The organism is Spirillospora sp. NPDC000708, assembly GCF_040299565.1.
Lineage (GTDB): Bacteria > Actinomycetota > Actinomycetes > Streptosporangiales > Streptosporangiaceae > Spirillospora.
On sequence record NZ_JBEPCJ010000050.1, the window covers coordinates 23,952 to 44,470 of the forward strand.

Sequence of the window (20,519 nt, forward strand, 5' to 3'; positions counted from 1 at the left end):
ACACTGGTGGGCGTGAGCACCGCACGATCCAGCCAGGTCAGTATTGTCCGCCGGCGTGCCGTCATCGACGCGCTCCGCCGCGGCGCGGTACCGGAAAGCGGACTGGATCTGCTGGCCACCGGGCTCGACCGCTTCGAGGCCGCGCTTGACGGAGAATTGAACACGGTCGCGTCCGGCGGATCGGTCTTCAAAGCCGTCCGCGGGGAGTACGGATCAGGCAAGACTTTCTTCACACGGTGGCTCGGCGAACGCGCGAAACGCCGCAACTTCGCCGTCGCCGAGATCCAGATCTCCGAGACCGAGACGCCGCTTCACAAGCTGGAAACCGTCTACCGGCGGCTGACCGAACGGCTTGCCACCGCGAGTTTCCCGCCGAGCGCGCTGCGGCCGGTGGTCGACGCATGGTTCTACGCGCTGGAAGAGGACGCGTTGGCGGCCGGGGCGTCCGAAGAGGACCTGGCCGGCGAGGTCGACCGGTTGCTTACGGCGCGGCTCGCGGAGGTGTCACGGCAGGCGCAGTCGTTCGCGACCGCGCTGCGCGGCTACCGGGCGGCTCTCACCGCGGGCGACGAGGCCACCGCTGCAGCCATCCTGGCGTGGCTCGGCGGAGAGCCGCACGTCGCCGCAGCCGCTCGCCACAGCGCTGGAGTACGGGGAAATCTTGACCACTTCGGCGCGCTCGGCTTCCTGCAAGGTCTCCTGACCGTCCTGCGGGATGGCGGGCATCCAGGTCTGCTGGTGGTGCTCGACGAGGTCGAAACGCTGCAGCGGGTCCGTTCCGACGTCAGAGACAAGGCGCTCAACGCGCTACGGCAGCTCATCGACGAGATCCACGCCGGCCGCTTTCCTGGCCTCTACCTAGTGATCACCGGAACGCCGGCGTTCTATGACGGGCAGCAGGGCGTGCAACGCCTCGCACCACTCGCGCAGCGGCTCGCGACCGACTTCACCACCGACCCGCGCTTCGACAACCCTCGGGCCGTCCAGGTCCGACTGCCCGGCTTCACCCTGGAATCGCTGACCGGGCTCGGCATCACCATCCGCGACCTCTACGCGGCGGGAGCCGATGCACCCGAACGGATCAAGGCGCTCGCCGACGACACCTACATCGCCGACCTGGCTCGCACCGTCGGCGGCGCACTCGGCGGGAAGGTCGGCGTCGCACCGCGGCTGTTCCTCAAGAAACTCGTCGGTGACGTCCTGGACCGCATCGACCAGTTCTCCGATTTCGATCCCCGGGTCCACTACAAGCTCACCGTCTCCGGCACCGAGCTCACCGACGTGGAACGGAACCTCACAGCGGACGACATCCAGCTGGAGGTGTGATGGAACGGCTGCACCCCGTCGTTCTGCATCACATCGTCAACTCGCTCGGATGGCCCGACCTGCGCCCCCTGCAACGTCGGGCAGTCGGACCGGTCCTCGACGGCGACGACACTCTCCTACTGGCACCGACCGCGGGCGGCAAGACGGAGGCGGCGGTGTTCCCGATTCTCACCGCCATGGCCGAGCAAGAGTGGATCGGCATCTCGGTGCTCTACCTGTGTCCACTCAAGGCGCTACTCAACAACCTCGCGCCCCGCGTCGACCAGTACGCGCAGTGGCTCGGCCGGCGCGCAGGACTCTGGCACGGCGACACCCGCGAATCTCAGCGGCGACGCATCCGTATGGATCCCCCGGACATCCTGCTGACCACGCCTGAGTCGCTCGAGGCGATGCTCATCAGCTTCAAGACCGACCACTCCCACGTGCTTGGCAGAATCCGTGCCGTGATCGTCGACGAGGTCCACGCTTTCGCCGGAGACGATCGCGGCTGGCACCTGCTCGCCGTCCTGGAACGGCTCACCCGCATCACCGGCCGCCCCATCCAGCGGATCGGCCTATCGGCGACCGTCGGGAACCCTCAGCAGTTGTTGACCTGGCTTCAAGGCGCTGGAGCCGGGACCCGACCTGCCCGGGTCGTTGCCCCAGAAGCCGACGCGCCGACCGCGGCGCCGATCGCTCGGATCGAACTGGACTACGTCGGCTCCATCGAGAATGCCGCCAAGGTCATCGCGTCCCTGCACCGCGGCGAGAAACGCCTCGTGTTCTGTGACTCACGAAGCCAGGTCGAGCAGCTCGGTGCCGCCCTACGCGCCCGCGACGTCACCACCTTCCTCTCCCACGCCTCCTTGTCGGCTGGGGAACGCCACCGCTCGGAGCAGGCCTTCGCCGAAGCACGTGACTGCGTGATCGTCTCCACGTCCACGCTGGAACTAGGCATTGACGTCGGCGATCTGGACCGCGTCGTCCAGATCGACTCCCCCGCCAGCGTGGCTTCCTTCCTGCAACGATTGGGCCGCACAGGTCGGCGCGCCGGAGCCGAACGGTCCTGCCTCTTCCTCGCAACCAAGGAACGCGCACTCCTGCAGGCTGCAGGACTTCTCCTGCTGTGGGGACGAGGGTGGGTCGAGGACGTCGCCGCCCCGCCGATGCCGCGCCACCTGGTCGCGCAACAGATCCTTGCCGTCGCGCTCCAGGAACGCCGGATCGGGAACAGGCTCTGGTCGGAACACTGGAATGGCCTGCCGCCATTCGACCGTTCCGGCGAGCCGATCCTGCGCCACCTCGTCGCAGAAGGGTTTCTCGACGAAGACGACGGCATGCTGTTCATCGGCCCCGAAGCAGAGAAACGGTTCGGCCACCGCCATTTCATGGACCTCACCGCTTCCTTCACGGCGCCGCCACAGTTCACCGTCCTGTCGGGGCGCGCGGAGATCGGTCGCACCGACCCGTCCGTGCTCACCGAGGACCGCCCCGGTCCGCGGCGCCTCCTCCTCGCCGGACGAAGCTGGCAAGTCACCTACATCGACTGGAAGCGGCGCCGCTGCTTCGTGGAACCAGCCGAAGGCGGCGGCATCGCCAAATGGACCGCCGGCGGCATAGCGGGACTGTCGTTCAACCTCACCCGTGCCATGCGTGACGTCCTGCTGGGCACCGACCCTCCCATCGCGCTCACAGGGAGGGCGAGCACGCGGTTGCAGCAGATGCGGGGCGAGATCGCATCCGAGTCCGTTCACCCCGCCGGCCCGATCATCACCCGAGCGGGCAGCGACGTCCGCTGGTGGACATGGGCCGGGTACCGAGCCAATGCCACACTGGCTGCCACAATGTCGTCCGTTACCGACCAGATCCAGCGTCCCACGGACTTCTACGTGAGGCTCCGTGAGGAGCTAACATCTGATATGTGGAAAGCGGCGCAGGCTGAGGCGCCCCTCGTGCTGCCTGACGTCGATCCTCGGGCTGTCCGGGGTCTGAAGTTCTCGGCAGCTCTCCCCGACCATCTCGCGGTTGCGACCGTGGCGGCCAGACTCGCCGACCTAGACGGTGCTGCGAAGGTGCTCGACGAGACCACGCGCTTCACTGTCTTGCACTGAGCCCGATGAATTTTGAACCCCGGTTAGCCTTGGGGTCTTAGGATTCCGGCCCCGCCGAGCACGGACGTGGCCTGATCTCCAAGGACCGTCATGCCAGGCTGAAGGCAGCACTTTCTCGGACCGCGACGGCACCTGAGCTAGCTTTCGTACACCCAAGCATTATGTCTCGCTCGAGCCTCCGAGAGGAGAAGCTTTGCTAGCTGCTCACCTGTTCGACCTCGTGTCTTGATGGCGTGACAGTTTGGGCAGAGAGCAATCATCTGGGTCGGGTGGTCGCGACCCCACGCTGCTCGGTCCTGGACATGGTCGACCTCGAGGATGGGGTTGCCGTTCTTGGTGACGTCATTCGGCTGACCGGTGCACGTCGGGTTCTCGCAGCGCCCAGCGCTTCGGATCAGGACGGCCTTGACCGCGGCCGCGGAGCGTACAGGCTGTTCGCGGGTGGTGCTTCTGATGCGATCGTGGTCGCCACGTGCCTCTGCGGCTTCGATCGTCCGGCAGAGGCGTAGGTAGGTTTCCAGCGGACTCGGACCATGAGGTGGCGTTACGGCGGTCGGCTCTGCCTGACGCAGACCAACTTCCTCGAGCAACCCTTGGGGGAGCTTGCCTTCGAAGGACATGGCGCTGAGCATCTTGACGGCGTCCGACCGCGTGGATCTATCGAGCGCGACGAACTCATACGCCCAAGCCTTGAGGCCGCAAAACGGGTTCTGCTCTTCGAGCCAGGTGATCGGTTTGCCGTGTGCAGGCGGGATGGGCCCAACGTGGCCTTGAAGTTCCCACAGGTCCGTGCGAGCAAGGGCAAGGACGGGGAACTCAGGAGTCGCCTTCGAGGTTGGCTGACCATACTCGCGCATGAGACCGCGTAGCTCGGGGTGTGCGTCTTGCCACGGGACAAGGCGCGGACGATGGTGTGCTGCTCGTCCCAGCGCCCAAAGAAGGGTTATGGGTTGATGCCGAGCGGGGCCGTCCGGGGTGTTCGCGACGCGTAGCGTTCCGAGGAGTTCAAGGAGGCGCTGCTGAGGTGAGGGTGGCTCGTCGGCGACGACCTCGAAACCCAAGCGTGTGAGGAGCCGGCCGACGGTTTGTTGCCCGCCAGAGAAGTCGCCGGCGGACAGCGGGTCCCCTGCCACGTAGCGGTAAGCCACCCCAACGATGGCCTTGGAGTCGTAGTAGATGCCGTCGTGACGAAGGAAGTATCGACGGGCTCGCTCGAATCCGTACTGCTCGAGGAAGCGGTCACGTCCGAGCTGGTCACACTCGGCGATCGCGTCGAAGACTGCCTCACGTGTGATCACCGAGAGATCCATGTAGGCATGGTACGACCGATATGACACGAATGTTCTTTTGATTACTTGGTTCTGCTAAACAGGCCAGCAGGCCACCATGCGCTGGGGCCTGCGTCATCGACGCCGGTGATCTGGCGAGTTGATCCGGTTTGTACTTGCCTGGGGCGATGTGGCTGACAAGGGGTGCTCGGGCGGCCACGCGGGCAGAGGGCGTGACGCATGAGGTCCATGCCCCGGTGCTGCGGCGACTACCCTGACCGGCCTTTGTCCGCGGTCCGTCCGCGATCCGTCCGCGGTCCGCTGTCCGTCCGCCGGGCGTTCGCCGGGCGGACTGCCCCGGCCCGGTTGCGGACGGATCATTGGCCGGCGGCGCACGAAGCACGGACCGGGCTGTGCGGCGGCGCGTCCGATGCTGAGCCGGCCTGCTGGGCACCACTGTCGCGATCTTAATTGCGACAACTTGTCGTCCCCCAGCTTTCGTCCCCTCTCTACCGGCGCGGCGGTAGAGAGAGGGGGATGTCCCATGGTCAGCTCTTAACGTGGCTTATAGAAGGTGAGTGTCGCGGTACCAGTTTGAGCGCGAGGAGAGTTAATCTATGTGCCGTTCGTTGAAGATGAGAATCATATGACACTGGGCGACACTCATTAGCACGTCTATACGGTCAGCGGCGGAGATGGTGTAGCAGCTGACAAGTACCTTGCGGTCTCTCACAAGTCCCTTCTTAGGGGCTGCAAGGTAGGACCGTGTCGCGACACGCAATGGACCCGCGGCGGGTCCATCACGTGTGCACCCGGGGCGGGTCGACCGGGCGCGGTCGTGATCGATGTGATCGGAGGTGGAGCCACGGAAGACGAGCAGGTCAGCGCATCACGCAAGCTGCAGCGACGCTCGCAGCTTGGTGAGGGGCGTCGGCGGGACCGGGAGATGAGGTTCCGAGTCAGCGACGAGGAATACAAGGAGATCTGCGAAGCAGCGCACCAAGCGGGAGCTGCCTACGGGACATTCATCGTCCACACCGTACAAGCAGCCAATCGCCAACACAGATTCGGACACGAACTGACACCGAATATCTGCGAGGAACTACGCGGCATCGCACGACAGCTCAACCGGATCGGCGTGAACCTCAATCAGCTCGCCCGCATCGCGAACACGACGGGACAGATGCCCCACGAGCTGCCCGCTGCGTTGGCGTACCTGCAGAACGTTCTTCGAAGAGTGGACGCCTCGTCCGTCGAGCTCGGCCGGCTCCAGCGTTGATCGGCAAAGTGACCCGAGGTGAGAGCGTCGCCCGGTTGCTGTCCTACCTCTACGGCCCCGGCCGGCGCAACGAACACGTCAATCCCCACCTCGTCGCGGGCTTCCGACTCCCCATGGCCCTGGAACCCGGACTGGACGCCAGAGGCGATCGGGACTTCCGGCACCTGGTCGGAGTCCTGACCTCCCCGCTCGACACTCTCCGACATACCCCGCTGACGTCTCCAATCTGGCAGTGCTCGGTCCGCGCCGCCCCCGCGGACCGGCGCCTCTCGGACGACGAATGGGCCGACATCGCCGAGGAGGTGATGCACCAGACCGGGTTCGCGCCACGAGGCGACGACGAAGCATGCCGCTGGATCGCAGTGCGACATGCCGACGACCACATCCACCTCGTCGCGGTCTTGGCGCGCGAGGACGGACGCAACCCCAACGTCCACCGCGACTACTTCAAGGTCGCCGACGCCTGCCACATCGTCGAGAAGCGTTACGAACTCACCCCGACCGCGTCCGCAGACCGGACAGCAGCCCCACGACCAACCCGAGCCGAGACCGAACTTGCTCACCGAAAGAACTGGGCTGAGCCGCCCCGCGCCACCCTCCGCCGACTCGTAGCCACCGCAGCCGCCGGAGCCGAGAACGAGGACGACTTCTTCACTGCACTCGAACATGCCGGAGTGCTGGTCAAGATCCGCCACAGTGCCCGCACACCCGAGGAGATCACCGGTTACGCCGTTGCGCTCCCACATCACAACAACAAGGAGAACCAACCAGTCTGGTTCTCCGGCAAGAAGCTCGCGCCCAACCTCACGCTCCCCAAACTTCGCGAGCGCTGGTCGGCGCCGCACGAGGGTAACCGCTTCGATCGTCGCCCCTTCGGCGGGGTGGAGCTGACCCACGAGGAGCGATCCGCTGCTTACCAGCAGGCCGCCCGAGCCGCCGCGACGGCCACCTGGCAGATGCGTCATATCCAGGACCCGGCCGTCCGCGCCGACGTGGCAGCCGCAACCTCCGACGTCTTACACGTGACTGCGGCCCTCACAGGAAACCGGGAACTCGCCCGTGCCGCCGACTTCTACGACCGCGCAGCTCGCGAACCCTACGGACGCCAACCACCCTTGACTCCCTACGGCACGAACCTTCGCAGGGCTGCCAGAGCACTGGCTCTATCCGGTATCCGGGGGCAACGCGGTAACCGTCCAAGCCTCGCTGGCGTCCTAGCCCACCTGGTCGTGCAACTCGTCGCCCTGATCGAGGCGATTGCAGAGTACCGGCAGCTGCAGCAACGCGTTGCCCAGGCAGCTGCCGCCCGCAAGGCTGCCGCCCAACTCAGCAGACTCACCCGACCAACTCCGCGGCCAGCTTCCCCCACGCTGCCACGGACACCGCCGAACTACACGGCGGAGCAGAACGCGGCGCGCCTCGCTGCCACAGCCTTCCCCGTACCCCTTAGCGACCAGCTCGCAGGCATCCCGTACCGGTCCACCGCGCCCACACCGTCGCACCCCAGCCCCCACCGCCGGGGCCCAGCACGGTAACCCGACCACGCAACCCCGGCGCCACGCCGTCCTGGTCCTGGCACAAAGATCGACGCCTCTGCATACTACGGAGCGTAAACGGCGCCAACAATGTGCAAGCAGTGCATCGGTGCAGCGTCTGCGCCAGCAGAGCTGCACAACCTCACGCCCACCACGCAAGAGAGGCGAAGCCATGACCGACCACAGCCCCCAAGTGGGCCCCGTATCTACAAGGACACATTCACATGACCGACCACAGGCAAGCTCCCGCTACCGCTCGTAACGACGACCAAACGGCGGACCTCGCGAGCAACCTCTACGAACACGTCCGCCAGCTCAACCTCGCCACGGCCGGCGTTCCGAGCCTCACCCTCCCCGGCACCGCGTACGCCATCCTAGGCAACCTCAGCGCAGCCACCTACGGCCTCGATCAGCTCCTCGACCAGATCAACCGCTTCTTCCTCCGGGAGCTGCAAGCCGACCGCCTCGGCCACGACCAGGCCGAAGACCTCGCCGACGTCCTAAGCCGTCACGGCCAAGCTCTAGCCGAAGCCAGGCAGTATGCCCGAGCCCTCTGCGCGGCCCTCGGCGATGCCCAATCGGCCATCAACGCCGTCCACTCCCGCGCCACCCGCCGACGTGAAGCGACCCCAACCATCGAGGGCAAAACCCACGTGGACGACGCCGGAGTAGCAGCGGCGGCCAACGACTTCCCCAGGCCGATCACCGATCCGACGCTCCTCGCACCATCTCTCACCGGCGAACGAAACCGCTTCATCCTCACTCGCCGCCCGAGCCCCGGGGAGGCTTGAGCATGGAGCCGATGACCCACGAGGAGCTCGCCGCCCTCCCCACCACAACCACCATCGAGACCGCCGCCCGAGCCCTCGGCCTTGGCCGAACCCGCGCCTACCAACTAGCCCGCGAGAACCGCTTCCCCTGCAAGGTCATCCGCATAGGCGCTACCTACCGAGTAGTCACCGCCGACCTCCTACGCCTTATGTCTAGCAACAGCAGTGCGTAGCCCGGATACGGAGCCTCCTTGCACCGCTTGGTCGCCCTGACACGGTCGCGAGCGGCTGAGTCCAGCACTAAGCGAAATCAGGGCTCGGCAACCGACAGCTTCTCCAGTTCCAACACTGGGGAAGCTGTCGCAGGTTGTCCGCAAACACACACTCGGCAGCCAAGCCGACCAGACACCCGTCGAGCATCTGATGGGATAGAGGTGTCAAGCATCTCCCGGGACAGGACAGATCGGCGCACCCGTGCCCAATGAGAACTATCCCTGGGTCTTCAAGAGCGGCCGCTGCGCGGCCGGCACCGGTCGGTCCGGGCCGGGCATGCGGCCTCTCCGGGCCGACCCGCCCTGGCCGCCCGCCAAAGGCACTAGGACGGCCGATCTAGCCATGCCATCTGACCGGTATGGGGGTATCATCAGACACTTATCGCGCTCGCCTAGATCGAGCGCAGCTACACGAGGCAAAAGGTTTGCGACGGGATGGACTCATACGAAATCGGGCGGCTGACGGATTTCGATTTCGAATCCCTCTGCAAGGACATTTTCGAAGAATTGCTTGGGGTTCAGCTCGAGATATTCGCACCAGGAGCCGATCAAGGAGTTGACCTCCGACACCTAAGGAAGGAAGTCGACTCCTCAACGATTATTCAGTGCAAACACTGGATGCGAACCGGGCGTAGCAAGTTTCTAAGCAAAATGAAAGAGATCGAACTGCCGAAGGTTCGCCGCCTCGCGCCGTCCAGATATATAGTGGCGACCACGGTCGAGCTGACTAAGGCGGCGAAAGATTCTCTACTCGAAACATTTTCCCCGTATATTCAGTCGAGCGGCGACATCTATGGATTGCAAGAGATTGAAAGTGAACTGCGAAAGCACCCTCAAATTGTTCAGCGGCATCCTCGTCTATGGTTGAACAGCACCGCAATTCTTCAAAGCTTGATGGCGAAAGAAATCGTCGTAAGGTCGCACGCTCTCGCGGAGGACCTTGATCGCAGTCTTGCGTCTTATGTGCCTAACGAGAGCCTCATGCGTTCTCAAAATATCCTTGATGCGCAACATGTAGTCGTGATCTCAGGTGCGCCAGGTATCGGGAAGACAACTCTTGCCCAAGTTTTGACAGCGGCGCATCTTTCTCAAGGATATAGCTTGGTTGAAATATCTGAAGACGCAGAAGAAGCAAATAGGCTATGGATAGATGACGAGCGCCAAATCTTTTACTATGATGATTTCTTGGGACAAACAACTCTTGAGGACAAATTGGGTAAGAATGAAGACAGTCGCCTACTCACCTTGCTTCGTCGAGTCCATGGTGCATCCAATAAGCGCTTTGTTCTAACGACGCGCGAGTACATCTTCAGGCAAGCCCGCCAACGGTACGAAAAGCTCGCTCGCAGTGACTTCAGTCCGATGACATGTGTAGTAGATCTGGCCGACTACACCAAGCGAATCCGCGCGCAAATCCTGTACAATCACATCTATTTTTCGAGCTTGCCAGCCAGAAATAAGGCGATATTCGCAAAACCTGAAATATATAATAGGATCATCAATCACCGCGGTTTCAATCCTCGGCTTATCCACTTAAGTCTTGAGGCATCTAGCTGTGAGGAGGGGCCGAGGGCCACCGCCCAGCGACTCTACGATGATCTGGAGAATCCTGAGCGGATATGGCAGCACATTGTGGAGCACCAACTCGACGAAAGCTCTGTATCCCTGCTGGAAATAGTGTTTTCCTTGGGGGCGGCGACCCCCCTCGAAGCCGTTAGAGCCGCGTGGCGCAGCTATCAGAATGTCGAAGGGCGATCAGAGCAACTACGTCGATCGCTACAGGTTCTCGAAGATACTCTTATCAAAGTTCACATAAGCAAGAGCGGCGATCAATCCATTGGCTTCGCTAATCCCTCTATTAGGGACTATATGAGGGAGTACTTGTCGGCGCGGCCGGAACTCGTTGAAGGCCTTCTTAAGCGTGCGATCTATTTTGAACAGGTCCAGTACCTTTGGACCTTTGGTAAGGGGCACCGAGGAAAGCGGCTTCTGTCCGCATTGTGTGCCAACAAGGATGTTTTGCACGATGCCGTTGTACGTACGCTTTCGGGTCCACATCCGCGTAGCAGGTGGAGCAACAACCTTGTGGGCAGGTCGGAAGTTGCTATACGTATCGCAGAGCATTTGGACTCTTCCCACCTGGCTAAGACTGTCGACGAGTTGGCACTTAGCCAAATTGACTTCGCAGAGGACGCTGCCGACGGTGACAGCATAGTTTCTCTAATCACCACACTCGCAACTTCTCAGTTTCAGCCGATGGTAGATCGCGCGGTCGCTCTGATCGATGGCGCTATTGAATACGCAATGGCAGATCTCTGGTCTTGGGATAACATTGAATATGCAGATGCTCTGATCGCAAATCTTGAGAGACTCTCCAATGCAGAGATAGGCGCTGCCGTAGAAGCGGCTCGCTTCGTACTGGAAGAACGCATGGATGATGTCGCGTTTGACTCTTTTGAGCGCTGGAGCGAAAACCTTGATGCGGTACTGACGGACTCGCCGCCCGCGGAAATGGAAGGCGTCGTCAGTTATGCCTCAAGGTACTCCAATGCTGAAGAATTGTTCGAATCTTATGACGTCATCTCCGACCACCTCAAAGATCTCCAAAAGCGCAAAAATGAATCGACGCCGCTTCCGAAAATCAATCTTGTCGAGGAAGCGGCGTCGGTTGATCAGATTCTTGGTATTCTAGGGGAAAATTCCATTTGACTTAAGAATAAGAGCCGCAGGCGCCTCGACAACTCCCCGTAGAGCTGATCGCAGTATGTGTCGGTTTGTCGAGCGTGAAGCGGGGGCTTCGCGGCTAGCCCCCGCGGGTTGGCGGGTACGCTCGCGGGCGGCGGAGTGATCAGCCAGGATAGTGATGAGTTCGCTGGCTCGGCAGTCGCGACGATCACACAGTACGAGCGCTCCTCTGTAACCGGAACGAATATACCCGGCTGTCACGGGCGGTCTTCCCGCCTGTGCCGGGCCGATAGTCCAAAGACGATAACTCGTTGCTGCCTTTCTATCTCAAATTCGGCAGTTAGAGCGTTCTATGCACGATGAGCTTGCGTGATTAGGGTACCCATATGGTCTGGGGTGGAAGCTGGTTCTACGTGAGACCGGCTTCTAACGAAGCCTTGGGCTTGGAGGATGGCTGTCCAGGTGTCTGGTTCGTAGGACCAGCGGTAGAGCCAGACTTGGGGGCCGGTGAAGCCGGCGCCGTAGATACCTTGGACGCCGTAGGCACCGGGGACGGCGGGGGCATGGGAGAAAACCAGCTTGCCGCCGGGGTTCAAGCGGTCGTGGATGAGGGGTAGCAGGTCGTCTGGGTTGGTGAACCAGACCGCGCCCCAGATGGAGTAGATGGCGTCCCAGCGTTGGTCGGTGGCGGTGAGGTAGTCGATCGCGTCGCCGTGTTCGAAGCGGGCTGAGGGGAGGTGGCCCCAGCGGTTTCGGGCGTGCTGGCACTGGGTCGGGGAGATGTCGAGGCCGGTGGCGGTGATGCCCTTCGTTGCGAGGGCTGCTACGGCGTCGCCTCGGCCTGAGCCGAGGTCCAGGGCTGTGAGCGGGTCGCCGAGCAGCTCGTCACCGGGACCGTGGCCGGGGTACTGCGTCCAGCCAAACGCGTTCTTGAGAGCCTCCTCGGGGGGCTCGTCGGTGACCCCTTCGGCGTAGTGGTCCCAGTAGGTAGCGCGGTCATTGACGCTGGTCGGCATGTGTGCGGGGCCCTTGGTAGGTGGCTGGTGGGACCCATGTCACGGTAGCCGTGGAGCTTGGTGAGCACTGCCGGTTCAGCTCAGACATGTTGAAGGGCCAGCGCCTCGTTGCGCCGGCCCCTCGAGTGCGTGGGTCAGTGGCAGCTGCTGCCGGGGTAGCAGGGGGTGCACTTGGCGAAGTCGGCTTCCCACAGCGGCCAGTCGACCGCGAAGCCGTTGGCTTCGATGACGTGGGCGGTCCGCTCGACGGAGCCGTCGTACTTGAAGTCGACGGCCGGGATGTGCTCCAGGAAGCGGCCGAAGTGCCGGTCGCAGAACTCGCGGTAGTTGCGGGTGTCGAGGACGAATCCGTGGACGGCCATGTCGACCAGGGGGCCGCAGCCGATCTCGAGCTTGTCGTCCCACTTCTCCATGGCGGTGATGAGGTATGCGACGGCCTGGCCGAAGAGCCGTCCGGCCATCACGGTGTCGAAGGGGTGGTCGCGGACGAGGAGGGCGATCTGCCGGTCCCACACCTGCGGGTCGACGAAGGACCTGGGGTCCCTGGTCGTGCTGTCCGACGGACAGACCTCCTGGACGGTGCTGCTGGACATGACGGCCTCCTTCAGCCGATTGACCTTGGCCGTCTCGTGCGGCCTTAACTCCAAGGTCGGTCGATCGGTGCGGTTTGAGGAGACGTGTGTGCAGGCGCCGGACATGGCGTGCGTCTCTTGCACGTGTTCTGGTGTGCGCTGGCTCTGCGGCTTACGTTGAATGGTTAGGTGTCAGCGGATGCCGCAGCGGGCGGCCAGGCCGCGTAGGTCTGGGGACGTCCGGCCTGAGGTCAGGAGGCCGGTGACCAGGTCGCGGACGGCTGGGCGGGCGTGCGTCTCTTGCGGTGCGGCGCGTTCGGCGTGCAGGAGCGCCTCCAGGCATTGATCGCGGCGGCCCCACATCCCGTAGGCGCGAGCGATGTCTGTGAAGTAGCGGGCTCGGCGCTCCACAGTCGGGAGCGCGCGGGGAGGGATCTTGCGGGCCGCGGCTATGGCCGCAGCCGGGTCTCCAGCGACGTACTCGGCCGAGATCCTGTGGAGCTGGACCGCTGTTGGGCTGAAGCCGCCGCCGTGGTCGCGGAGGAGAACTCTACCGCCGAGGTGATTGGCGAGCCTTGCAGCCTGGTCGGTTAGCTCGCGCATGCCGGAGCGGTCGGCGGCATGGGCTGCCGTGTAGGCGGCCGACATGACGAGAAGGCCGCGCTCGGCCGTCCGAGCGGGGTCGCGTCCTTGGTGCATGTCGCCCTCGGCCATGCCTATTGCGATCTGACCCGCCTCGGAGTGCCAGCCGGCCCGGCGTGCCAGGACGGCGAGGTTGCGGGCCGCTTCGCCAGCTACGAGGGGTCGCCGTTCGCTGCAGCGAGAAAGCGGGCTCGGTCTGCTGCGATCCACCCGAGCTGGTCGTCCAGCTTGATCATGAGGCGTGTGACCAAGGTGTAGGTCTCAGCCAGGACGGTGTCCGTGGTGCTGTCAGTGGCGTGGGCGTTGGTAATCAGCTGCGGGAGGACAGTGGCGAGCTTGGCGTACTCGCAGTTGTCGTAGGCGCGGATCGCGGAGGCGAGCGTGGCACGGAGCTGAGCAGGAGGGATTGGGGCGGCAACAGAGCCTGTGGTCAGCATGGCGCTGCGGACTCGGGCAATGAGGAGGTCCGTGGGTCTTGCTTGCGCGTCCGCGGCTGCGGATGCGAAGGCACGGGCTGGAGGGCTGGCGGCAGCAGCGGTTACGGCGAGGTTGGTCAAGAGCTGACGGCGCCGCACATCGTCCTCCGCGGGTGGCTGGACCGTCACCGTAGCGGTGATCCCCAGCGCCGTCGGGGAGATCCCTAGGACTTCGGCGAGGCGGCGGAGTGTGGCGATGTCGTCCAAGGGCTGTGCGCCGGTCTCCAGACGCGAGACGGTCGAGCGAGAGCAGTGAAGATGGTCGGCGAGGTCGCGTTGCGTCCAGCCGTGGGCGACGCGGGCAGATCGAACGAGTGTGCCGAGGTTCTTGCTCATGGCAGCCCCGTAGTCCGAGGAACGACCCCGTAGGAGTTATGCCCCGCCCGGGTGCTGGGCAGTGTCCCAGGCGGCGGCCATGTTGGGGCTCTCGCTAGCCCGTTGCGTGACGCCGAGCTATGTCCGTTTAGGGCGCTTGGACGCGGGTGGACCGGGGTGTGGATCTGAACGTGGAGTCGGTGGAGCAAAATCCGCTCGGTGCTGGTCCGGGACGGACGGTGTCTGGGGGTGACGGTTGGGTTCGCGGACGGATGGCGGACAAAAGATCTTGAGGCCGGTCTCCTTGGGGGAGAACCGGCCTCTGACCTGGCGTTTTCTGTCGGGGTGGCGGGATTTGAACCCACGACCTCTTCGTCCCGAACGAAGCGCGCTGCCAAGCTGCGCTACACCCCGGTGGTGGCTGCCCGGGAGTCGTACGTGCTCCCGGCGCCTAGACCACTTTAGCGGATGTTCGGGAGTGCTGCGTCCCTGATTTTCGGGCTGTGAAGCCGGTCACGGCGCCGGAGGGGGTGAGGGTGATGTCGGTCAGGCCGGCGGCGGTGAGCCAGGCGCGGAGATCGGCGGTGGTGCCGGAGGGGCCGAAGAGGCCGAGGCGGCGCATGAGGGCGAAGAGGGCGTCGTGGCGGGGGGAGGTGCCGCGGACGAGGGTGGTGCCTCGGAGGGTGCCGCCCGGGCGGAGGACGCGGGCCAGTTCGGAGACGGCCTTCGCGGGGTCGGGGAGGCAGTGGAGGCCGTTGTAGGTGAGGCAGGTGGCGAAGGTGGCCGACGGGAAGGGGAGGTTCGTTATGTCCGCTTGGACGAGGGTTCGGGCGCCTCGGCGGCGGGCTCGGTGGAGCATGGCCGGGGAGAGGTCGGCGGAGACGTGGTGGGCGCTCAAAGGCGCCAGGCCGCCGCCGCAGGGGATGTCGAGGGTGGGGCCCTCGGGGCGGATGGCGAGGCTGCGCCACAGGTGGGTGATGTCGTAGCCCCACAGGGCGCGGGCGGCCAGGCGGGAGACGGTGGGGTTGTGGACGCCCGCGTCGTAGAGGGCGGCCTGGAGGCGGGAGGTTCGCCAGTTCACCGGGGGACGAGGGTGAGGAGGGACGCCTCCGGGGGGCAGCAGAAGCGCATGGGGGCCTTCGGGGACGTGCCGAGGCCGGCGGAGACGTGCAGCCAGGAGCCGCGGTGCCGGTGCAGGCCCTTGACGCGGGGCCGGTCGATGCCGCAGTTGGTGGCGAGGGCGCCGTAGAACGGGACGCAGACCTGGCCGCCGTGGGTGTGGCCGGCGAGGAGGAGGTCGTAGCCGTCGGCGGCGAAGCGGTCGAGGTTGCGGGGCTCGGGCGAGTGCATCACGCCGAGGTGGACGTCCGCCTGCGGGTCGACGGGGCCGGCGACCTTGTCGTAGCGGTCGCGGTTGATGTGGGAGTCGTCGATCCCGCCGAACTCGACGTCGAGCTCGCCGACCTTGAGGCGTCCGATGCGGTTGTTCAGGTCGAGCCAGCCGGCGGCCTGCAGGGACGAGCCGAGCTCGCGGTAGGGCAGGTCGGGCTCGCGGCGGTGCCGCTTGTAGTCGGACTTGCTGGTGCGCCAGATGTAGCGCAGGGGGTTCTTGAAGATCGGAGAGTACAGGTCGTTGGACCCGTAGACGAAGACGCCGGGACGGTCCAGGAGGGGGCCGAGGGCGTCCAGGAAGGGGCCGATCGCGTCCCGGTGCGAGAGGGTGTCGCCGGTGTTGACGACGAGGTCGGGCTCCAGGGCGTCCAGGGAGCGCACCCAGTGGATGAGGCGGGAGCGTCCGGGCGTGAGGTGCGCGTCGGAGATGTGCAGGATCTTGACCGAGGGACGGCCGGGCGGCAGCACCGGCACGTCGAACCGGCGGAGCCGGAACCAGTTCCGCTCGATCACCGAGGCGTACCCGAAGGTAGCGGCGCCCGCGCCCAGGAGGCCGAGGGACGCGGCGTAGATCTTTCGCACGGTTCTCCCTTCTCTGGTTCCCATGGTTCCAGAGATGGGCACCTCGCGGTAATCCTGATGAGGCGGCCGGGTTCGTGCGGGCATGATGTGACCATGAGTGCCCTGAAGGAGAAGCTCGAGACCGACCTGTCGGCGGCGATGAAGGCGCGCGACGACGTCCGCACGCGGACGCTGCGGATGGCGCTGACGGCCGTGAAGAACGAGGAGGTCGCCGGCAAGCGGTCGCGCGAGCTGTCCGACGACGACGTGGTGAAGGTGCTGACCCGGGAGGCGAAGAAGCGCCGGGAGGCCGCGACGGCGTTCGGGGACGCGGGCCGCGCCGAGCAGGCGCAGGCGGAGCGGGACGAGGGCGCGGTGCTGGAGGAGTACCTGCCCGCGCAGCTGTCCGACGAGGAGCTGACCGCGCTGGTCGCGGACGCCATCGCCGAGTCGGGCGCGGCGGGGCCGCGGGCGATGGGGCAGGTCATGAAGGTCGTGAACCCGAAGGTCGCGGGGCGCGCCGAGGGCGGGCGGGTCGCCGCGGAGGTCAAGCGGCAGCTCGCGCAGTGAGCGAAGGGCCCGGCGGTCGCCGGGCCCTTCCCGTGCCCGGCGGTCGCCGGGCCCTTCTCATGTCCGGCGGTCGCCGGGTCGCGCGTCGTCAGTTGCCGGGCGGCGGCCAGCCGGGGTAGCCCTGGCCGTTGCCGCCGTCCCCGTTGTTGCCGTGCCCGTTCCCGCCCGCGTCGCCGGGCTTCTTCTTGCCGCTGCTGATGTAGAGGATGACGGTGGTGCCGGGCGGGACCTCGGTGCCCGCGTCCGGCGAGGTGGACACGACCGTGCCCTTCGGCTGGTCGGAGTCGACGGACCCGGACGCGACCTGCACCTTGAGGTCGGCGCCCAGGAGCTTGGCCCTGGCCGCGGCGACCTTCATGCCCTTCACCTTCGGGACGCTGGTGGTGTCGCCGAAGTCGCGGGACGGGGTGTTGAAGTCGGGGGCGGGCTTGCCGGCCAGCGCGGACTGCATGCTCTGCTGCCACATGGCGCCGGGGGTGTCCGCGCCGTACACGCCGTACACCTTGTACTGCCAGGGGCCGCGGTAGTCCCAGTAGGCGGTGGCGGCGGCCAGGTTCGGGGTGAAGCCGGCGAACACCGCGCAGGTGAACTCCTCGCAGGTGCCGGTCTTGCCGGCGGCGGGGCGGCCGATGCCGCGCCCGGCGGCGGTGCCCTTGGTGAGGACGCCCTTGAGGATCGAGTCGACCTTGTCGGCGACGGCCTGGTCGACGGCCTGGTGGCAGTCCTGCTTGGGCAGCTTCAGCTGCTTGCCGTCGGAGTCGATGACCTGCGTGACGGACAGGGGCGAGCAGTACTTGCCGCGGGCGGCGAAGCCGGCGTAGGCGGCGGCGAGGTGGACCATGTCGACGTCGTTGGTGCCGAGGACCTGGGACGGGACGGGCGCGAGCTCCTGGCCGTTGGCCTGCTTCATGCCGAACGCCTTCGCCATGGCGACGGCGTCGCAGACGCCGACGCGCTTCTCCAGCTGGGCGTAGAACGTGTTGACCGAGTGCCAGGTCGCGGTCTTGAGGTCGAAGTTGCCCGCCTCGCTGTCACCGGCGTTGTGGAGCGTCCAGGTGCCGCCGCCCGCCATCTGGTTCTTGTACTTCACCCCGTTGATGGTCCCGGTGTACTTGCAGGGCTGGAAGCCGCTGACGGTCGTCGTCTGCGGCGAGTTGATGGAGGTGCTGACCGGGATGCCCTCGTCCAGCGCCGCGGCGAGCGTGAAGGTCTTGAACGTCGACCCGGCGGACACGCCGGTGCCGCCGCCGTGGTGGACGTCGGCGGGCAGGTTGATGGTGGTGCGGCCCTTGCCGGCGCCGAACCGCTTGCTCAGCCCGATCGCCTTGATCCGGCCGGTGCCGGGCTCGACCATCGCCTCGGCGCCGACGCGGTTGCCGGCCGGCGCGACGTTGCTGCGCAGCGCCCGGTCGACGGCGTTCTGCGCCTTCATGTCGAGCGTGGTGCGGATGGTGTAGCCGCCGCGGTTCAGCTTGTTGACGACGCTCTCCTGCTCCTTCGGCGTCATCGACCAGTACTTGCCGTTGGAGAGGATGTCGAGCATGTCGTACTTGACGTACTCGCAGAAGTACGGCGCCTTGCTGGACTCGCAGCCGCCGACCGGGTCGGTGCGGTTCAGCAGGATCGGCTTGGCGGCCTCGGCGTCCGCCTGCGCCTTGGAGATGTGCCCGAGCTGCGCCATCCGGTAGAGGACGATGTCGCGCCGCTTGCGGGCCTCCTTCGGGTTGCGGATCGGGTCGTACAGGGTGGGGTTCTGCGTGATGCCGGCCAGCAGGGCGGCCTGCCCGAGGTTCAGCTTGTTCGCGGGGACGCTGAAGTACCGCTTGGCGGCGGCCTGGATCCCGTAGGCGCCGGCGCTGAAGTACGCGACGTTCAGGTAGCCCTCGAGGATCTGGTCCTTGGTCATGCGCTGCTCGATGTCGAGCGCGTAGCGCAGCTCGCGGAGCTTGCGGCCGACGGTCGGGGCCGTGACCTCCTGGTACTCCTTCTCGGTCGTCGCCTGGTCGACGAGCAGGTTCTTCACGTACTGCTGGGTGAGGGTGGACCCGCCCTGCGTCTGCTCGGACTCGACGTTGGACGCCAGCGCGCGGATCGTGCCCTTGAGGTCGAGGGCGCCGTGCTTGTAGAAGCGCGAGTCCTCGATGTCGACCATCGCCTGCCGCATGATGGGCGCGACCTGGTCGAGCCGGACGGACTCGCGGTACTTGTCGAAGAACGTGGCCACTTGCTTGCCGTTCGCGTCGTACATCACCGTCTTCTCCGACGGTGGTGTCGTCTTGAGGGCGCTGTCCATGTTCTCGAAGTTGTTCGCGGCGTCGCGCGCGGTCAGTCCCGCACTGCCGACGCCGGGAAGCGCGATGAACGCGACCAGGACGCCCGCGACGACACCTGCCCCCAGCAGCCTGAACAGCGTGGAGAAGGCCTTACCCCGATCTAGCTTCGCATCGCGCACGGGGTCTAGGGTACGCGGGACGACCAGTGCATACGGGACAGGTCCCCCGGGCCTGGGCGCAGCGGGCCGCCGGCGCAACACGTTCGTCCGGTATGTGCCCCTCGTGACAACCTGCGCCATGTCTGGCGCGTCAACTACAGGTAACTAGTCCGTTCCGGCGGTATGGCCCCGGTGGGCTATATCGAGAATGGGCCCATCGGGGTCTGTTGAATCGTCCCTCGCTTCCGTAAGTTCTTCCCCACGGCTTTCGTTTGGCGGCCTGACGTCCGCGCCCGTCCGGCCAAGGAGCGCAAATCGACACAGACCCTAGGGGAGTGGGGCCAAGATGTGGATCACGGATTGGACCGCCCGCGCCGCCTGCCGTAACGCGGATCCGGACGCCCTGTTCGTTCAGGGAGCGGCGCAGAACCGGGCCAAGCTCATCTGCCGCGGCTGCCCGGTGCGCACGGAGTGCCTCGCCGACGCCCTCGACAACAGGATCGAGTTCGGCGTCTGGGGCGGCATGACCGAGCGGGAGCGCCGCGCGCTCCTCCGCCGGCGGCCGGACGTGCGTTCGTGGCGCGACCTGCTGGAGACCGCCAAGGAGGAGTACGAGCGGTCGGTCGAGGCCGACGAGGAAGAGCTCGTCGCGAGCTGAGCGGGACTCGGCGCCGGTTGGGATGACGCCCACGGCCGTCCGGTGGACGGGCGAGGGCACGGACGGTCCGCGAGGTCCGTCCGGCGACGGCAGGTGACCGGAAGGTCCACCTGAGTGCGGCTGCGGGCCCGTACCGATGCGGTACGGGCCTGCCGCCGCGCCTGCCCATGCTCACACCGCGCAGCGGCGTGTGTGCGCTGGGCTCGCGGGTCATGCCTTCAGGGGCTGCACGGTGAACTGGTAGTCGTAGCGGATGAGGTCGTCCTCGCCGAGGACGAGGAACACCCGCGCGGCCCACGCGACGTCGCCGTCCTCCGTCACGAGCCGGACGGTGAACGTGACGGCGTCGTGGTGGGCGAACACGTCGCCCGCCGACACCACGGCGTACCGGCGGCCGACCACGAACTCGTCGTACGCCTCGGTGATCCTGTCCGCCAGTTCGGCGTGGCCGCCGAACCGCGCGGACTCGACGAGCTCCACACCGCCCTCCGCCCACAGCGCGGCGATGGCGGCGCGGCGCTTGGCGGCGTCGGGTTCGCTCCACACCGCGACGTAGCGGCGGGCGATGTCCTCGATCGTGGCGGGCCGCGGCTCGTAGTCGGTCGCCTGCGTCATCGTCGGTCTCCTTCCGTCGGCCCGGCGGGCCGTCGCGACCGACGTT

At 65.8% G+C, this 20,519-nt stretch carries 18 protein-coding genes and 1 tRNA gene; 9 read left to right on the forward strand and 10 right to left on the reverse strand.

The genetic code is table 11. From position 1 onward, the window contains the following. Window positions 1-12 precede the first annotated feature (12 nt). Window positions 13-1,326, forward strand: coding sequence for a BREX system ATP-binding protein BrxD (brxD, locus tag ABT299_RS30375; protein ID WP_500252821.1), 1,314 nt, complete (start codon window positions 13-15; stop codon window positions 1,324-1,326). Then, on the forward strand, window positions 1,326-3,416 hold the full coding sequence (locus ABT299_RS30380) for a DEAD/DEAH box helicase (protein ID WP_500252822.1): 2,091 nt from the start codon (window positions 1,326-1,328) through the stop codon (window positions 3,414-3,416). Before brxD ends, ABT299_RS30380 begins: the two co-directional genes overlap by 1 nt. Window positions 3,417-3,553: 137 nt before the next feature. On the opposite strand, the gene ABT299_RS30385 is transcribed toward ABT299_RS30380, so the two are convergent. Further along, window positions 3,554-4,726, reverse strand: coding sequence for a phosphorothioated DNA-binding restriction endonuclease family protein (locus ABT299_RS30385; RefSeq protein WP_500252823.1), 1,173 nt, complete (start codon window positions 4,724-4,726; stop codon window positions 3,554-3,556). Between the two features lie 796 nt (window positions 4,727-5,522). Between ABT299_RS30385 and ABT299_RS30390 the strand changes: the two genes are divergently transcribed. From ABT299_RS30390 to ABT299_RS30410, 5 genes are all read left to right on the forward strand, one after another. Then, window positions 5,523-5,963 carry a plasmid mobilization protein gene (locus tag ABT299_RS30390; RefSeq protein ID WP_500252824.1) on the forward strand — a complete coding sequence of 147 codons (441 nt, stop codon included), beginning with the start codon at window positions 5,523-5,525 and terminating at the stop codon, window positions 5,961-5,963. Between the two features lie 35 nt (window positions 5,964-5,998). Further along, window positions 5,999-7,498, forward strand: a complete 1,500-nt coding sequence (locus tag ABT299_RS30395) for a relaxase/mobilization nuclease domain-containing protein (RefSeq protein ID WP_500252825.1) — start codon at window positions 5,999-6,001, stop codon at window positions 7,496-7,498. Window positions 7,499-7,722: 224 nt separating this feature from the next. Continuing rightward, window positions 7,723-8,289 (forward strand): hypothetical protein, encoded by a 567-nt coding sequence (locus ABT299_RS30400; RefSeq protein ID WP_500252826.1) that lies wholly within the window; start codon window positions 7,723-7,725, stop codon window positions 8,287-8,289. 11 nt (window positions 8,290-8,300) lie between these two features. Continuing rightward, a complete protein-coding gene (locus ABT299_RS30405) occupies window positions 8,301-8,501 on the forward strand; it encodes a helix-turn-helix domain-containing protein (protein WP_500252827.1) in 201 nt (66 codons plus the stop codon). Window positions 8,502-8,975: 474 nt separating this feature from the next. Beyond that, a complete protein-coding gene (locus tag ABT299_RS30410) occupies window positions 8,976-11,249 on the forward strand; it encodes an nSTAND3 domain-containing NTPase (RefSeq protein ID WP_500252828.1) in 2,274 nt (757 codons plus the stop codon). A 326-nt stretch (window positions 11,250-11,575) separates the two neighbouring features. Here the strand turns inward: ABT299_RS30410 and ABT299_RS30415 are convergent, their stop codons facing one another. The 7 genes from ABT299_RS30415 to ABT299_RS30445 form a co-directional block, all read right to left on the reverse strand. Continuing rightward, the gene (locus ABT299_RS30415; RefSeq protein ID WP_500252829.1) at window positions 11,576-12,241 is read right to left on the reverse strand and encodes a class I SAM-dependent methyltransferase; all 666 of its coding nucleotides are present in this window, start codon (window positions 12,239-12,241) and stop codon (window positions 11,576-11,578) included. A 134-nt stretch (window positions 12,242-12,375) separates the two neighbouring features. Further along, window positions 12,376-12,834, reverse strand: coding sequence for a glycine-rich domain-containing protein (locus tag ABT299_RS30420; protein ID WP_500252830.1), 459 nt, complete (start codon window positions 12,832-12,834; stop codon window positions 12,376-12,378). Window positions 12,835-13,005: 171 nt separating this feature from the next. After that, window positions 13,006-13,527, reverse strand: coding sequence for a hypothetical protein (locus ABT299_RS30425; RefSeq protein WP_500252831.1), 522 nt, complete (start codon window positions 13,525-13,527; stop codon window positions 13,006-13,008). Between the two features lie 80 nt (window positions 13,528-13,607). Next, window positions 13,608-14,267: a helix-turn-helix transcriptional regulator gene (locus ABT299_RS30430; protein ID WP_500252832.1), complete on the reverse strand. Its 660-nt coding sequence runs from the start codon at window positions 14,265-14,267 to the stop codon at window positions 13,608-13,610. 319 nt (window positions 14,268-14,586) lie between these two features. Next, window positions 14,587-14,660, reverse strand: a tRNA-Pro gene (locus ABT299_RS30435). A gap of 37 nt (window positions 14,661-14,697) precedes the next feature. After that, window positions 14,698-15,327: a class I SAM-dependent methyltransferase gene (locus ABT299_RS30440; RefSeq protein ID WP_500252833.1), complete on the reverse strand. Its 630-nt coding sequence runs from the start codon at window positions 15,325-15,327 to the stop codon at window positions 14,698-14,700. After that, a complete protein-coding gene (locus ABT299_RS30445; protein ID WP_372442450.1) occupies window positions 15,324-16,220 on the reverse strand; it encodes a metallophosphoesterase in 897 nt (298 codons plus the stop codon). The genes ABT299_RS30440 and ABT299_RS30445 overlap by 4 nt, the downstream gene beginning before the upstream one ends. Window positions 16,221-16,313: 93 nt before the next feature. On the opposite strand from ABT299_RS30445, the gene ABT299_RS30450 reads away from it, so the two are divergent. Then, window positions 16,314-16,769 (forward strand): GatB/YqeY domain-containing protein, encoded by a 456-nt coding sequence (locus ABT299_RS30450; protein ID WP_190856032.1) that lies wholly within the window; start codon window positions 16,314-16,316, stop codon window positions 16,767-16,769. Between the two features lie 88 nt (window positions 16,770-16,857). On the opposite strand, the gene ABT299_RS30455 is transcribed toward ABT299_RS30450, so the two are convergent. Beyond that, a complete protein-coding gene (locus ABT299_RS30455) occupies window positions 16,858-19,221 on the reverse strand; it encodes a transglycosylase domain-containing protein (RefSeq protein WP_190856033.1) in 2,364 nt (787 codons plus the stop codon). A gap of 325 nt (window positions 19,222-19,546) precedes the next feature. Here ABT299_RS30455 and ABT299_RS30460 point away from each other — a divergent pair, with 325 nt between their 5' ends. After that, window positions 19,547-19,858: a WhiB family transcriptional regulator gene (locus ABT299_RS30460; RefSeq protein ID WP_151540244.1), complete on the forward strand. Its 312-nt coding sequence runs from the start codon at window positions 19,547-19,549 to the stop codon at window positions 19,856-19,858. 210 nt (window positions 19,859-20,068) lie between these two features. On the opposite strand, the gene ABT299_RS30465 is transcribed toward ABT299_RS30460, so the two are convergent. Further along, a complete protein-coding gene (locus tag ABT299_RS30465; protein ID WP_500252834.1) occupies window positions 20,069-20,473 on the reverse strand; it encodes a hypothetical protein in 405 nt (134 codons plus the stop codon). Between the last annotated feature and the right edge of the window lie 46 nt (window positions 20,474-20,519).

Bases quoted from the DNA above. Each gene is read 5' to 3' on its own strand.
- ABT299_RS30430 (WP_500252832.1), bottom strand. From the start codon at position 14,267: ATGAGCAAGAACCTCGGCACACTCGTTCGATCTGCCCGCGTCGCCCAC.
- ABT299_RS30465 (WP_500252834.1), bottom strand. From the start codon at position 20,473: ATGACGCAGGCGACCGACTACGAGCCGCGGCCCGCCACGATCGAGGAC.
- ABT299_RS30425 (WP_500252831.1), bottom strand. From the start codon at position 13,527: ATGGCCGAGGGCGACATGCACCAAGGACGCGACCCCGCTCGGACGGCC.
- ABT299_RS30380 (WP_500252822.1), top strand. From the start codon at position 1,326: ATGGAACGGCTGCACCCCGTCGTTCTGCATCACATCGTCAACTCGCTC.
- ABT299_RS30400 (WP_500252826.1), top strand. From the start codon at position 7,723: ATGACCGACCACAGGCAAGCTCCCGCTACCGCTCGTAACGACGACCAA.
- ABT299_RS30420 (WP_500252830.1), bottom strand. From the start codon at position 12,834: ATGTCCAGCAGCACCGTCCAGGAGGTCTGTCCGTCGGACAGCACGACC.
- ABT299_RS30415 (WP_500252829.1), bottom strand. From the start codon at position 12,241: ATGCCGACCAGCGTCAATGACCGCGCTACCTACTGGGACCACTACGCC.
- ABT299_RS30405 (WP_500252827.1), top strand. From the start codon at position 8,301: ATGACCCACGAGGAGCTCGCCGCCCTCCCCACCACAACCACCATCGAG.
- ABT299_RS30385 (WP_500252823.1), bottom strand. From the start codon at position 4,726: ATGGATCTCTCGGTGATCACACGTGAGGCAGTCTTCGACGCGATCGCC.
- ABT299_RS30410 (WP_500252828.1), top strand. From the start codon at position 8,976: ATGGACTCATACGAAATCGGGCGGCTGACGGATTTCGATTTCGAATCC.
- ABT299_RS30450 (WP_190856032.1), top strand. From the start codon at position 16,314: ATGAGTGCCCTGAAGGAGAAGCTCGAGACCGACCTGTCGGCGGCGATG.
- ABT299_RS30460 (WP_151540244.1), top strand. From the start codon at position 19,547: ATGTGGATCACGGATTGGACCGCCCGCGCCGCCTGCCGTAACGCGGAT.